Raw genomic sequence first — 14,420 nt, 5'->3', positions numbered from 1 at the left:
GTAACGAGCCTGCTATAAAGCGCAGCGACAGTTCGATCGATCTTCGCGAATTGCCCGGTGTCCTTGATTGCGCATGAACAAGCCTAGCAACACGTTCGACATCGTCATCGAGCAATCGTTCGACTTTCTGTCCCCGGAATATGCCGAGCTGCTCGATCGCTCGGCCGCGACCGCGTTCCAGCATCCGATCTGGCTGCACAGCCTCTACACCAGGCTCGCCCCGGATGCCGGCGCGACAGCACTGGTCGTCGTGGTCCGCACCCGCGCGACGGGGGCGCTTGCGATGGTGCTGCCCCTGCTGCGGATCCGGCGGGGGCCGATCCGAACGGTCGAGTTTGCCGACCTGCGCGTCTCCGACTATCTGGCACCGGTTTGCAGCCCGGAGGTGTTCTCGCAACTGCTCGACGACGCGGAGGCATGCGCGGAGATTCGGCGCCTCGTTCGCCCGTTCGATCTGCTGCGCATGACCAAGCTGCCCGACGCGCGGCTTCCGATCGAAAAACTCCTGGCGGCCTCGCGCCGCGTGTCGATGGACACCAATGCCTACGCGACGGTTCTCGTCGCACCGTTCGAGCAATGGCGGGCCAGCGCGATCGATCGCTCCTATCAGAAGGAGCTTGCAAAGAAATATCGCCAGCTCCAGAAGAAAGGCGCGCTGAGCTTCTCATGTTGCACCGACGGCGCCTCCGTGCTCGAGGCACTGGAGGTGATGAAGAAATTTCGCGGTCCGCGCTTTCAGGCACAAGGCGACGGCGACCTGCTTCAGCGCCCCGAATATTTCGGCTTCTATTCCGACGTCGCTCTTCGTGGCCTCGGCAGCTTCGTGCGCCTCTACGCCATGAAGATGGACGGCGAAGTGATTGCGGCTGTGCTCGGACTGTGCCATCGTGGCAGCTTCCTCGTCATCATGAGCGCCTTCGACATTGCCGGGTACAAGAGCCAGTCGATCGGCGCACAGATGTTCGAGCAGGTGGCGCGGGATTGTATCGAGCGCGGCGATCAGATGCTCGATTTCACCATTGGTGACGAGCCATACAAGAAATTGTTCGGCGGACAGCCGTCGCCGATGTGGGCGGTCACGCAGGCCGGCAGCCCCGCAGGCGCCATCGCCCTGTTCGCGCTGAAGCAGGCGCCCTGGCTGAAGCTGGCGGCCAAGCGGCTGGCGGACTTGCGGCTCCTGCCTGCCCGCACGCCGACGCCCACGCGCTGATCCGGCGGCAGACAAAGGACAACGGACTCAGGCGCGCAACGCGCCGCGAACGCGCCCGAGCCAGCCCGGATGCATCTGATCGACACGATGTGCCAGGCTGCGGCGCAGGAAGTGCAACCGGCGCCGGACGTCCCAGCCGATATCGTCGCGGGACGTCAGGGCCTGGCGGAAGCGCGCCATCTTCAGCGATTGCTGGTCCGCCGCGATCTTGTCGCGATCGGAATAGAACTGCGAAATCTTCTCCTGGCCCATGCCTGATGTCATGAGCCATCGCGGCGCATATTCGGTGCACAGACGATCGACGTCCACCAGTAGGCGCGCGACGCCGGTGCCGGCGGCAGGACAATTGGTCTGGAATGCATCGCCGATGAGCACGACGCCAGGCCGCAGGTGTCCCTCGACGACGGTCAGATCCATCACCCAGTTCTGGACCCGGCCGATGACGCGGAAGTCGCCGAGATAGGGCCGCAATCCCGGCAGCAGGCGCAAGACCGTCGCCTCCGGCTCGCGACGCAGCTCGCGCATGATCGGATCGGTTGGGTCGCGGAACATGAAGAGATTGGCCCGCATGCCGGCGCGGACGGGAAACAGGCTGAGATAGTCGATGCCGTCCGCCGTGCGTTCGCCATAACAGGTCAGCGCCTCGAAATCGAACGGGCGACCGTCCTGGCGGACGATTGTGAAGCCGAACGACACCGAATGGCGCTCGGCCAGCACACGCCGTCTGATCCCGAGCTTGTAAGCGACAGCTTCCGACATGCCTGTGGCGAGAACGACGAGGCGCGCGGTCACGCGCCGTCCGGAGGCCAGTTCGAGATGCTGGACGTCGTCGCTGCAGCTGATCGCAGTGACCTCGTCGACGATCAGGCCGGACGGATCGGGCATCTGGCTGCGCGCCATGGCCACGAGATCGGTATAGGGAAAGCCGTAGGCCTGACCGACGCTGACGTCGACCACCTTGCCTTCCCGGATATTGAGCACCTGATCATATCGACAGGCAACATTCTCCAGCGCGCCGAGGAAGCCCAGCTTGCGGAGCATCGCCAATTGATGCCCGCCGATCTTCTCGACCCGGAATTCGTCCGGATAGACCGCGCGCTTGTCGATCAGGGCAATGCGGTGCCCTGCCCGCGCCAGCACGGCCGCCGCAAGCGATCCCGCAAGGCCGCCGCCGACGATCGCGATGTCGGCATCGGTCCTCAAAGTGCCGGCTTTGGCGATCGGCTCGGTCCCGGTTCTGTCCGCCGTCATGATCCAAGGCTCCCACGGTCAACTAAAGTCGCACGTGCAATTCTCCGGCCTGATGTCGCATCGCAGGACCAAACGCGATCATTTCTCGCTATCGAGGTTAACGGAGCTGCGAGCCGGCTGTCGCGACGATGGCCGGCACGCCTCTTGCTCGGGATTCCCGTAACTTCGGGCGGCCGGAAACGCGGGCGGGCCAACCCGCATTCGAGCGACCGATCTCGCCGTTATCGGCCGTCGATACGGCGCTACGCCTTCATTCGGTCCGGCCAAGGCCTGCTCCATTTGAGACAACGAGGACGGCGATGTTTCACAGTGAAGCAATTGGAACCACGAGGCTGATGTCGCCGGCAAGATCCCGCTTGCCACCATTAACACTCGCGGTTTTTCCGCATGCTAGATTGCCGTCGGCGTCCGAACAGTCCCTTCGGGAGAGAGCAGCTCCTTAGTCTTTCATGATCGAATCCATCCTTCAATTGTTGCGGCGTGACGTCACGCGCGGTGTGGTCGGAACCATCCTCCTGAAGGTTGGCAGCGGCGCACTTGCGTTTGCGCTGTTCTCGCTGGCGGCACGAACGATGTCGCCCGATGGCTTCGGCATTTTCGCGACCTGGCTTTCGGTGGCTCAGATCGCCGCGGTGGTGGGACTGGTCGGCCAGGAATCGCTGCTGGTGCGCTTCCTGAACGAGTACCAGGTCGGCGGCAGGCCGGATCTCACCAAGGGCGTCCTGCTGTCGAGCTTCAAGATCACCTCGATCGCCATGCTGATCGTGATCGCCGGCATTGCCATTGCAGCGCACATGAGAGGCGATTGGTGGGTGCTCATCCTGGCGGTGTCGGCCTATACGGCCGTGAATGCCGGCATCATGCTCGGCAGCCAGGTCGCACGCTCGCTGGTCAGCATTCTCATGGGCGAAGGAAATCGCGAGTTCTTCTGGCGGGCCATCGTCGTGGCCTTCCTGCTCGCCGTGCTGCTCGGGCACCGGCAACTCGACCCCGCCGAGTTGTTCGCGGTGATGACCATTGCCATGTCGGTCAGCCTGGCGTCGCAGATCATTTCGGTCGTCCGTGTGCTGCCGGATCTGCGCGGCACGCCGGCACGCTCGGAAACGTCGCGCTGGCGGTCCAGCGCCCTTCACTTCTGGATCGCATCCATCCTCGAGGTCGCCAACCAGTATTTCGACGTCATCCTGGTCTATTGGATGCTGGATCCTACGACGGCCGGAATCTACTTTGCCGCCTCGCGCCTCGCCAACATCTTCGCCATGGTCTCCGCGGCGCTGTACACGTTCGGCGCGCGCCGGCTGCCCTCGCTGTACTTCAGCAAGAATCATCGGGAGTTCGAGCGGACCCTGCGGTTGATGGCGGAGGTGACCGCGCTGTGCGTGGCCGCCGGACTCGCCACGGTCTGGATCGGCGGCACCTATCTCCTCAATTTGTTCGGCCCCCATTTCACCGAACAGCATTCCGTCTTGATCGTGCTTGCGATCGGAACCGCCATCCAGGCCGCGGGCGGCCCCGCCGCTGCGATCCTGCAGCTGACAGGCCACGAACGAATCTATGTTCCCGTCGTGGCCGCGAACGTCGCACTGCGGCTGGTGGGATTTCTCGTCCTCATTCCCTGGCTCGGGCTGCTTGGCGCGGCGATTTCCGCCACGGTGTCGCTGGCGCTCGCGACCATTGCCCTGAACGTGATCTGTCGTCGGCGCTCAGGGGTCGATCCCTCAATTCTGGTGCTGTTGCGCTTCAGCGGAATCAAACGCGGTAATTATGCCGTACGCGGCGCCGACTCCGGCGACTAGCTCGCGTTCACGCATCAGCGGCGCGCAAGATCGATTGGTTAACGCGCTCGCTGCGCAGCGTCCGGGAACCAGCGAAATAACTGCGTGATCGATGTCGACGGTCGCGCCTCGCATTAACTCCGTTTGAGGCTAGCCGGTGTCCGCGCGATGCCCGCATGATAGGTACGGAGTTAAGAAGGTGAAGATTTCGTTTCTTGAGCGGGTCGGGAGCCGTGCTGCATTATCAGCCGAACAAGGATTTGGGCGAGACGACCGCAGCCGCACCCGCGCGGTCGAACCGCGGAACTAAGCCGCACGTGCTGCTCGCGCAAACCCAGGCTGAGAACGCCGGCGCGCAGGAGATCTCCAGGCTGCTCGGCGCCGGGCTGACCGCGCGCGGCTACCGCGTCACCAATCTGTTCTTCTTCCGTAAATCGGATTCGTTCGACGAGCCGCCCGATACGCTCTATTGCGCGCCGAGCCGGCCGGGCAATCCGGTCGCGCTGCTCCGGATGCTGTGGACGCTCGGCCGTCACATCTGGACCATCAGGCCCGACGCCGTCCTGACGTTCCAGCATTTCGGCAACGTGATCGGCGCCGGCATGACGCGCCTCGTCAGCCGCGCCCCTGTCGTCGCCAATCAGGTTTCATCCGCGCTGGCGATGAGCCGGCCGGTCCGCACCACCGACATCGTCATGGGCAGCCTCGGCTTCTTCGAACGCATCACGCTCAATTCGAAGGACATGGAGCGCGAATATTCGCGTTACCCCGCAGCCTACCGGGCGCGCATGGTGCACGTGCCGCACGGCTTCGACGACAAGGCCCTCACCCTGTCGAAGGACGCTGCACGACAGGCATTCAATCTGCCGCGCGACAGCGTCCTGCTCGGCTGCGCCGCGAGGCTGCATCCGCACAAGCGGCTCGACCTGGCGATACGTCTGCTGCCAGATGAGCCGTCCTGGCATCTCGCGCTCGCCGGCCAGGGCGCCGACGAGGCCCGGCTGAAGCTGCTGGCGGATGAGCTGAAGGTCTCCGACAGGCTGCATCTGCTCGGCGAGATTCCCCCCAGCCGGATGGCGGACTTCCTCGCCTGTCTCGACGTGTTCGTGTTCCCGACACAGGCCGAAACCTTCGGCTTGGCCGCGGTCGAGGCTGCCAACGCCGGTGTTCCCTCCGTCGTGACCGATCTTCCCGTGCTGCGCGAAGTGCTGTCCTGCGAAGGCAAACCGACTGCGCTCTTCGTCGATGCCTCCGAGCACGCGAAGCTCTCGGCGGCCGTCTCCCTGCTGCTGACGGACCAAGATTTGCGCGAGGCGCTGCGACAAAACGCCAAAGGCTTGAGGCTGCGCTATTCGGTAGATGCCATGGTGGAGGAATACGTTCGTATTCTCGACGAGGTCATTTGACCTGAAACCTTGGATAGATCGGCTCGACATGATCATCGAGTTTCGCTGTGAACGGGACTACGCGCGGCGGTGGATGAGCCGCAAGACGCTGTCGATCGACGGCCGGGATGTTCCGGTTCAAATCGCGTGGACCGCAAATGCCGAACCGCGGCCCGCGGGCCTCGACAGCCTTTTCGAGCTCGAACGCGTGGTGTTGCACAGGGGCAAGCCCAGCGGCGCCAACAGGCTCGACGTCATTCCGCAGCGCACGCAGGCTCATACCGAGACCGCCGACGTGATCGTTGATTTCACCGGCGGCGCGCGCGATCCCGGCAGCTCCGCCCGGCTGTATCTCCGTCCGCTGTTCAACGGAATTGCCGGCGAGAATGCCGCGCTCGCCGCCATTCTGGCCGGCGACCTGCCGGTGATCGAGATCATCAACGAGGTCGACGGCTCGGTCGTCGATCGCGGCCATCCATCCGGCGAAATTGCCGCAGGCCTCAGCGGCGCGCTCGAAACCGTCATGGCGCGAACCCTGACCATGGTGGCGGCGATCCTGTCGGGACGGCCGCGCATCGTGCCGCAACTGGCGCGCCCCGCCGGAGCAGGCGTCGGCCGGCAGCCGACGGCCTATGTCGTGCGCGGCCTCGCCGTATCGATCGCCAAGGAGATCTATCGTCTCTGCTGCTATGCCCCGCATTGGCATGTCGGATGGCGCTTCAATGACGGCGCGGGGGTCTGGCAGACCGGAGATCTCTCAGGTCCGGGCTGGAACGTTCTGAAGGATCCCGGAAACCACTTCTACGCCGATCCCTTTCCCATCACCTGGCAGGGACGAACATTCGTGTTCTTCGAGGACCTCGATCACCGCGTCGGAAAAGGCATCATTTCGGCGGTCGAGTTCGATGACAACGGACCGGTCGGCGAGGTCGTGCCGGTGCTGGAGGAGCCCTGGCATCTCTCCTATCCGTTCCTGATCGAACACGACGGCGCCTTGTGGATGATCCCGGAGAGCTCGACCCACGGCGACGTCGCCCTCTACAAATGCGTGCGCTTCCCCGACAAATGGGAGCGGCACGCGACGCTGCTGTCCGGTCTCGAGCTGGCCGACGCGACGATCACGCAGCACAACGGCCTGCATTATCTGTTCGGCGCCTGGCGCGACGGCACCGGCGGCTATTCGGATTCGCTGGCGATCTATTACGCGGAGCGCCTCCTGGGGCCTTGGTTGCCCCATGCCAGCAATCCGGTCCTGATCGACCGCGCGAGCACGCGGCCGGCAGGGAATTTCGTCACCATCAACGATAAATTGTGGCGTCCGGTGCAGAACTGCGCCGACGGATACGGCGCGGCGCTCGCGCTGGCGGAAGTGGTCGAGCTGTCGCCAACGGCCTTCAGGCAGACCGTGCGCCATTCCCTTAAGCCCGGACCGGCGTGGCCCGGCAGGAAGCTCCACACCCTGAACCGCTGCGGCCGGCTTGAGGTGATCGACGGCTCGCGGGTCCAACCCAAGACGCGCGCTTTTGCCAGCAAGTCTCCGTCGACTGTGTTGCCCGCGCGAGTCAATCCGTTCGCCGCGCGCTGACGCGGATCAGCGCGTGTCGGCTACTGTGACGATCCGGGTGGCGTGAATCAAACACACCGCCCGCTATTTCCGCAGCTTGCCGCCTCCAGCGTGAAACTCACCCTTCCGGGCTTGCCTCTGGAGCGGCTTCTTCGAGATGACAGGCCACCCATTGCTCGGTTCCGGCTGCGCGAAGCACCGGCTCCTCGGCGCGGCAGCGATCGAACACGAGGGGGCAGCGGGTGTGGAAGCGGCACCCCTTCGGCGGATTGATCGGGCTCGGCACGTCGCCCTTGAGGATGATCGGGTTACGCTGGGCACCCGGCTCGGGCAACGGTACCGCGGACAGCAGCGCCTTGGTGTAGGGATGTCTGGGCGCGGCAAAGATCTCGCGGCGCGGCGCCACCTCCACGATCTTGCCGAGATACATCACGGCAACGCGGTGGGTCATGTGCTCGACGATCGCGAGGTCGTGGCTGATGAACAAGAGCGCGAGGCCGAACTCGCTCTGGAGATCCTGGAGCAGATTGACGATCTGCGCCTTGACCGAGACGTCGAGCGCGGACACCGCCTCGTCGCACACGATCAGCTCGGGCTCGGCCGCCAGCGCCCGGGCGATGCCGATGCGCTGACGCTGGCCCCCGGAGAATTCGTGCGGCCTGCGATTGAGCGCCTCGCGCGGCAATCGCACGGTGTCCATCAGCGCCGTGAGGCGGACTTCGAGTTCCTCGGCGGATTTGGCGAGGCCGAAATTGCGGATCGGCTCGGCCAGGATATCGCGCACCCGCATGCGCGGGTTGAGGCTGGAGAACGGATCCTGGAACACCACCTGCACCCGCCGACGCATCTGACGCATCGTGCTCGGCGCGGCATCGTCGATGCGCTGGCCGTCGAGGATCACCTGCCCCGCGGTGATATCGAACAGCCGCAGGATGGCGCGGCCGACCGTCGACTTGCCGCAGCCGGACTCGCCGACCAGCGACAGCGTCTCGCCGCGCGCGATCTCGAAGGAGACGCCGTCGACCGCATAGACGAATTCGGACTTGCGGCTGAACAGCCCGGCCTTGACCGGGAAATGCTTCTTGAGGTCGTTGACCTGGAGCAGCGGAGGGCTCATGCCGCGATGGCTCCCTTGGCCGCGTAGTGACAGGCGGCGATGTGGCGCGGGCCCTTCTCTTCGAGCCCGGGCGCATACTGCCGGCACAGATCGGTCGCGAGCGCGCAGCGGCCGGCGAAGACGCAGCCGGCGATCGGCTTGCGCAGATCGGGCACCTGTCCCGGAATCTCGGCCAGCCGCCTCGCGGTGCCCGTCAGCGAGGAGCCGAGCCGCGGCACCGCACCCAACAGGCCTTGGGTGTAGGGATGACGCGGGGAGCGGAACAGCTCGGCCACCGGCGCCTCCTCGACCTTGCGGCCGGCATACATCACCATGACGCGCTCGGCGATCTCGGCGACGACGCCGAGATCGTGGGTGATCAGGATGATGGCGGCGCCGACCCGGCGCTTGAGGTCCAGCATCAGCTTGAGGATCTGCGCCTGGATCGTCACGTCGAGCGCGGTGGTGGGCTCGTCCGCGATCAGAAGCTTCGGATTGCAGGCGAGCGCGATGGCGATCATCACGCGCTGGCGCATGCCGCCGGAGAGCTGGTGCGGATATTCGCGCACCCGCCGCTTCGGCTCGGGGATGCCGACCAGGGTCAGCATCTCGATCGCATGCGCCTCGGCGGCCTGCTTGTCGAGGCCCTGATGGATCATCAAGGTCTCGCGGATCTGGCGGCCGACGGTGAGCACCGGGTTGAGGCTCGTCATCGGCTCCTGGAAGATCATCGAGATGTCATTGCCGCGAATGGCGCGCATCTCGCGATCGGACAGCTCGAGAAGGTCCCTGCCCGCAAAGCGGATGCTGCCAGCGATCCGGCCCGGCGGCTCCGGGATCAGCCGCATCAGGGACATCGAGGTCACCGACTTGCCGCAGCCGGATTCCCCGACGATGGCCAGCGTCTCGCCTTCATTGACATGGAAGGATACGCCGTCGACCGCGCGGTTGATGCCGCCGGGGGTGCGGAAATGGGTCTGGAGGTTGTCGACTTCGAGCAGGGCCATCGCGATCAGCCTCGGTCCATCAGATGCGACATCACAGGCAACATTACAGGCTCTTGGCCATGCGCGGGTCGAGCGCATCGCGAAGGCCGTCGCCGAGCAGATTCACGGCGAGCACGGTGACCGAGAGAAACGCTGCCGGGAAGAACACGATGTAGGGCTTGACCTGCCACAGCGCGCGGCCCTCGGCCATGATGTTGCCCCAGGACGGGATGGTCGGCGGCGTGCCGGCGCCGATGAAGGACAGGATCGCCTCGGTGATCATGGCACTGGCGCAGATATAGGTCGCCTGCACCAGCATGGGCGCCACCGTGTTGGGCAGGATGTGGCGCAGGATGATCATCGGCGTGCGCGTGCCGCAGGCGACCGCCGCATCCACATAGGGCTGCTCGCGCAGCGACAGCACGACGCTGCGAACGAGGCGCGAGACGCGCGGGATCTCGGCCACGGTGATGGCCAGGATGACGTTGCCGACGCTGCCCCTCGTCAGCGCCATCAGCGCGATCGCGAGCAGGATCGGCGGGATCGACATCAGCCCGTCCATGACGCGCATCAGGATGCCGTCGGCCCAGCGGATGAAGCCGGAGACCATGCCGATGGCAAGGCCGGCAACGGACGCAAAGATCGCCACCGACAGCCCGACCGTGAGCGAGACCCGCGCGCCGTAGAGCACGCGCGAATAGATATCGCGGCCGAGCACGTCGGTGCCGAACCAGAAATCGGCCGACGGTGCCCGCGTGCGCTTGGCCGGCGCGAGCGCGGTCGGATCGACCGAGCCGAGATAGGGCGCGAAGACAGCGATCAGCACCAGCGTCAGCAGCAACGCACCGCCGATCGCAACGGTGGGATGGCCGCGCAGGAATCCGAGGAAGCCGCGCCGGATCGTGACCGGCCGCAGGATTTCGGGCAGCTGTGGTGCAAGCACGAACCCGGCTGGAAGCGATTGCGGATTGACGGTCGTGTCGGTCAATAGCGGATCCTCGGGTCAACGAGCGTGTAAATGACGTCGATCATCAGATTGACGAGGACGTAGACGAAGCTGAACAGCAGCACGATGCCCTGGATCACGGGATAGTCGCGCCGCAGGATCGCATCGATCGTGAGCCGGCCAAGGCCCGGAATCGCGAACACGCTCTCGGTCACGACCGCGCCGCCGATCAGCAGCGCGATGCCGATCCCGATCACCGTCACGATCGGCACCGCCGCATTCTTCAGCGCGTGAATGAACAGGATGCCCCCTTGCCCGAGTCCCTTGGCCTTTGCGGTGCGGATGTAGTCCTGCTGCAGCACTTCGAGCATGGCCGCGCGGGTGATGCGCGCGACCAGGGCGATGTAGACGCAGCCGAGCGCGATCGCCGGCAGGATCAGGTTTTCCAGCCACGGCCAGAAGCCTGAGCTGAGCGGCGTGTAGCCTTGCACCGGCAGCCATTCGAGCTCGAGCGCGAAGATGTAGGCGAGCATGTAGCCGACCACGAAGACGGGCAGCGAGAAGCCGAACACGGCAAAGCCCATGATGACGCGGTCGATCAGGCTACCCGCCTTCCACGCCGCCACCACGCCGAGCGGCACCGCCACCACGATCGTGAGCAGCAGCGTGACGATCATCAGCGACAGCGTCGGTCCGAGGCGCTGCCCGATCATCGCCGACACCGGCAGATTGGTGAAGATCGAGGTGCCGAGGTCGCCGTGCAGGATGCGCCAGACCCAGCTTCCGAACTGGACCAGGAACGGCCGGTCCAGACCGAGGCTCTGGCGGATGCGCTCCACATCCTCCGGGCTTGCCTGGTCGCCCGCGATCACCACGGCGGGATCACCCGGCGCGATGTAGAGCAGGCTGAACACGAACAGCGCGACGATCGCCATGACCGGCAGGGTCGCGACGATGCGACGGAGGATGTAGGAGAGCATCTGGCTTCAGCGCAGCATCATGCGGATTTCGACACGCCCCAGAAGAACGGCAGCGGTCCCTTGGTGATGCCGGAGACGTTCTTGCGCCATGCCGTATAGGTCAGGAAGAAGCCGGTCGGCGCGTAGACGACATCCTCGAGTGCCGCCTTGTTGACCTTGCCGATCGCGGCCTTTTCCTCCTCGACATTCTTGGCCTCGAACCAGCCCGTGATCTCCTTCTCGGTGTTCGGGCTGTTGGGCCAGCCGAACCAGGCCTTGTCGCCGTTGGCGCGGATGGCCGTGTAGGCGGCGGGCGTGATGCAGTCGGCGCCTGCGTGCCAGCTGTGGAACATGTTCCAGCCGCCCTGCCCCGGCGGCGTCTTCGCCGCACGGCGGGAGCCGACCGTGCCCCAATCGGTCGCGACGAAGTCGACATTCATGCCGAGCTTCTTGAGGAGGTCGGCCGTGACGTCGCCTTGCGCCTTCGTGATCGGCTGGTCCTGCGCGACCAGGCACGTCACCGGCTGGCCGGAATAGCCGCTCTCGGCGAGCAGCTTCTTGGCGGCGTCGAGATCCCGCTTGCCCTTGAGGATCTCGCCGCCCAGCTCGTTGTAAACAGGCGTGTCAGGCGTGAAGAAGCCGGGCAGCGGCTTCCACAGCGCGTTATCGTCGCCGACGATCGCGCGCATGTAGTCTTCCTGGTTCATCGCCATCAGCACAGCGCGCCGCGCGCGCACATCGTTGAACGGCGCGAACAGATGGTTCATGCGGAACGAACCGATATTGCCGAGGGGATCGCCGATATCGACGCTGATGTTCTTGTTCTTCTTCAGCACGGGCACGAGATCGGCGATCGGGTTCTCCCACCAATCGACCTCGCCGTTCTGCAGGGCAGCCGCGGCGGTGGCCGGATCCGGCATCACGATCCACTCCACGCGATCGACCATCATCTGCTTGCCGCCGGCGAGCCAGGATGCCTTCTCCTGGCGCGGCACGTAATCGGCGAACTTCTCGAATACGGCCTTGGCGCCCGGCACCCATTCGCCCTTGGCGAACTTCATGGGACCCGAGCCGACATATTCTGTGATCTGCTTGAAGGGGTCGGTCTTGGCAATGCGCTCGGGCATGATGAAGGAGCACGGCGCGTTGTTCTTGGCCAGCGCATAGAGCATTTTCGGGAAGGGCTGCTTCAAGACCCATTTGAAGGTGCGGTCGTCGACGGCCGTCAGCTCCTGCTGGATCGCGATGATCATCAGGCCCATCGGATCGCGCGCCGCCCAGCGCGACAGGCTCGCGACCACGTCCTTGGCCAGCACCGGCTCGCCGTCATGGAACTTGAGACCGGGGCGCAAGCGGAAGGTCCAAATCCTGCCGTCGTCGGACGTCTCCTCGGACTCGACCATCTGGCGCTGCGGCTGGAGCGAGGAATCGATGCCGTAAAGCGTGTCCCAGACCAGCGCGGCGGCGTTACGCACGACATATTGCGTGCCCCAGATCGGATCGAAATTGGCAAGATTGGCCTGGGGCACGAAGCGCAGCGTGCGGGCCGATGCGCCTTGCGCGATGGCCGGGGCCGAGAGGCCAGTCAATGCCAGACCGCCCGCGCCAGCCAGTCCCTTCAATACGGTCCTGCGATCCATGAAGTCCTCCCAGTAATGCCGTGATGCCGGCCATCGTTGGCCAAGAGCAGGTGAAACCAGAACTCATTGGCAAGCAAATGGTATGCCACTAACCGGCCCTTCGCCAGCAGGATCTCATTGCGATCTGGGCTCCCCCGGCATGCGCAGCACGTCGAGATCGCGGCTGGTTCGCGTGGGTCAGGTCATCAGAGAGAGCCGCAAGCGCCGCCAGCCGATCACGACGCCGGTCAGGGAGAACACGAAACCCAGCGCACAGAGCCCGACGATGAGAACATCGCGCAGAAGCGGCCGCGCCATGAGTATGGGGAAGTCGAGTGTGTGCAGCGCGCTGTAGAACCAGCGGTAGGCGCGCCGCGACGCATCCAGCCGTTGCAGCACCTGGCCGCCGGCACCGTCGATGTCGAACCAGAGATCGCCGCAGCGGACGCGAAAGACGGGAGCTCCGGCGACGGCGGAATGTGCAGGATAATCGTCGTTTGCGGCAAGAACGGACGGCGTACCGCATCCCGTGGCCAGTCGCGCCGCGAGCCCTTCGAACTCTCGCGCAGTCAGGAAGTCCGCGCGGGGGGCATCCCCTGCCATGGCCAAGGTCTGGACGCCGAGGGCGGAGCGATCGCGGCGATAGAGTTGACCGCCAATGGCGAACCATTCAACCTCGCGGACCGGCGACGCTGTCGGCTCTCGATCGAATGACGGAGCCGCCGTCCAGTCCGGTGCCGCGTTCATCACGCCGGCCTCGGTGGGGCTCAGCTCCCCGCGCGAGAACAGCCGGCCGTGATCCATTGAAAGCCAGCCGCTGAAAATCCAGGTCAACACGAAGACCGTTGCTGCAAGACCGATGAGGTGATGCAGCGCATGCCAGCCGCGGTAGGGTGTCGAGATCCGGCGATCTCGCATCCTGATCCGTACCATCCCGAGCACCGCGCCCAGCGCAGCCGCGAGCAACGCAAGTAGCGACAGCGTCCAGACGACGCGATCCCACAACGGCCAATTGCTCCGCAGAACCGTGGGATAGATCCAGTGCAGCACAGCGCCGGCCCAATTCCAGCCGCGCTCGCCTCGCGTCGTATCGAGGACGACCTCGCCAGTGCGCGACGAGACATAGACCTCCGTTCCAGCGGCGTCGCCGAGCGCGATGCGAAACAAGGGCCGGTGGCGGTCGAAGCCGTTTGGCACGCTCCACTGATCGTAATCCGCCAGCGCCACGATCCCGGCCCGCGCGGCATCGAGCCCGCGGCGGCCGGCGTGATCCTGCGCGATGGCGAGCGCGAGATCGGCGGGGATCAAAGCTGCATCCTGCCCGTCGGCGGCACGAACCGCACGGACGCGCGATGGGCCCGACACGATATAGACCGATCCGCCGCGCCGCTCGACCAAACGCACGCGTGTGGCGTCGCTGATTCCGCTCGCGGCGACCGCGTCGGCGATCGCGATCCTCGTCTCCGCACCCTCCACCGGCGCGAGGCCGGCAAAGCGCTCCGCCTCCGTCAGCGACGGAAACGGAACGAAGTGCATCACGATGCCGGTCGAAAACCACATCGCGAACAGCAGGCAGAACGCGATGCCGAGCCATCGATGCAACAGGACGACCGCGCCCATCATGCGGTC

11 protein-coding genes are annotated in these 14,420 nt (G+C 65.2%); 4 read left to right on the top strand and 7 right to left on the bottom strand.

Features of this window, described 5'->3' with window-relative positions; genetic code table 11:
- Positions 1–73: 73 nt before the first annotated feature.
- A complete protein-coding gene (locus DCM80_RS23575; RefSeq protein ID WP_257193940.1) occupies positions 74–1,210 on the top strand; it encodes a GNAT family N-acetyltransferase in 1,137 nt (378 codons plus the stop codon).
- Between the two features lie 27 nt (positions 1,211–1,237).
- On the opposite strand, the gene DCM80_RS23570 is transcribed toward DCM80_RS23575, so the two are convergent.
- The gene (locus DCM80_RS23570) at positions 1,238–2,461 is read right to left on the bottom strand and encodes an NAD(P)/FAD-dependent oxidoreductase (protein ID WP_257193939.1); all 1,224 of its coding nucleotides are present in this window, start codon (positions 2,459–2,461) and stop codon (positions 1,238–1,240) included.
- A gap of 449 nt (positions 2,462–2,910) precedes the next feature.
- Between DCM80_RS23570 and DCM80_RS23565 the strand changes: the two genes are divergently transcribed.
- From DCM80_RS23565 to DCM80_RS23555, 3 genes are all read left to right on the top strand, one after another.
- Positions 2,911–4,257 (top strand): lipopolysaccharide biosynthesis protein, encoded by a 1,347-nt coding sequence (locus DCM80_RS23565; protein WP_257193938.1) that lies wholly within the window; start codon positions 2,911–2,913, stop codon positions 4,255–4,257.
- 212 nt (positions 4,258–4,469) lie between these two features.
- The gene (locus DCM80_RS23560; RefSeq protein WP_257198024.1) at positions 4,470–5,642 is read left to right on the top strand and encodes a glycosyltransferase family 4 protein; all 1,173 of its coding nucleotides are present in this window, start codon (positions 4,470–4,472) and stop codon (positions 5,640–5,642) included.
- A gap of 28 nt (positions 5,643–5,670) precedes the next feature.
- Complete coding sequence (locus tag DCM80_RS23555) at positions 5,671–7,206, top strand: hypothetical protein (protein WP_257193936.1); 1,536 nt, start codon at positions 5,671–5,673, stop codon at positions 7,204–7,206.
- A gap of 97 nt (positions 7,207–7,303) precedes the next feature.
- On the opposite strand, the gene DCM80_RS23550 is transcribed toward DCM80_RS23555, so the two are convergent.
- The 6 genes from DCM80_RS23550 to DCM80_RS23525 form a co-directional block, all read right to left on the bottom strand.
- Positions 7,304–8,302 (bottom strand): ABC transporter ATP-binding protein, encoded by a 999-nt coding sequence (locus tag DCM80_RS23550; RefSeq protein WP_257193934.1) that lies wholly within the window; start codon positions 8,300–8,302, stop codon positions 7,304–7,306.
- Positions 8,299–9,288, bottom strand: coding sequence for an ABC transporter ATP-binding protein (locus tag DCM80_RS23545; RefSeq protein WP_257193932.1), 990 nt, complete (start codon positions 9,286–9,288; stop codon positions 8,299–8,301). Before DCM80_RS23545 ends, DCM80_RS23550 begins: the two co-directional genes overlap by 4 nt.
- 43 nt (positions 9,289–9,331) lie before the next feature.
- Positions 9,332–10,255 carry an ABC transporter permease gene (locus tag DCM80_RS23540; RefSeq protein WP_257193930.1) on the bottom strand — a complete coding sequence of 308 codons (924 nt, stop codon included), beginning with the start codon at positions 10,253–10,255 and terminating at the stop codon, positions 9,332–9,334.
- Positions 10,252–11,193 (bottom strand): ABC transporter permease, encoded by a 942-nt coding sequence (locus tag DCM80_RS23535; RefSeq protein ID WP_063195829.1) that lies wholly within the window; start codon positions 11,191–11,193, stop codon positions 10,252–10,254. The genes DCM80_RS23540 and DCM80_RS23535 overlap by 4 nt, the downstream gene beginning before the upstream one ends.
- 17 nt (positions 11,194–11,210) lie before the next feature.
- Positions 11,211–12,812 (bottom strand): ABC transporter substrate-binding protein, encoded by a 1,602-nt coding sequence (locus DCM80_RS23530; protein WP_257177682.1) that lies wholly within the window; start codon positions 12,810–12,812, stop codon positions 11,211–11,213.
- 177 nt (positions 12,813–12,989) lie between these two features.
- On the bottom strand, positions 12,990–14,414 hold the full coding sequence (locus DCM80_RS23525; protein ID WP_257193929.1) for a PepSY domain-containing protein: 1,425 nt from the start codon (positions 14,412–14,414) through the stop codon (positions 12,990–12,992).
- Positions 14,415–14,420: the final 6 nt, after the last annotated feature.

Source organism: Bradyrhizobium sp. WBOS08 (assembly GCF_024585125.1).
In the GTDB taxonomy this organism is placed as follows: Bacteria; Pseudomonadota; Alphaproteobacteria; order Rhizobiales; family Xanthobacteraceae; genus Bradyrhizobium; species Bradyrhizobium japonicum_B.
The sequence above is the reverse complement of the archived record's forward strand: the minus strand, read 5'-3'. Positions and strand labels throughout refer to the sequence as shown.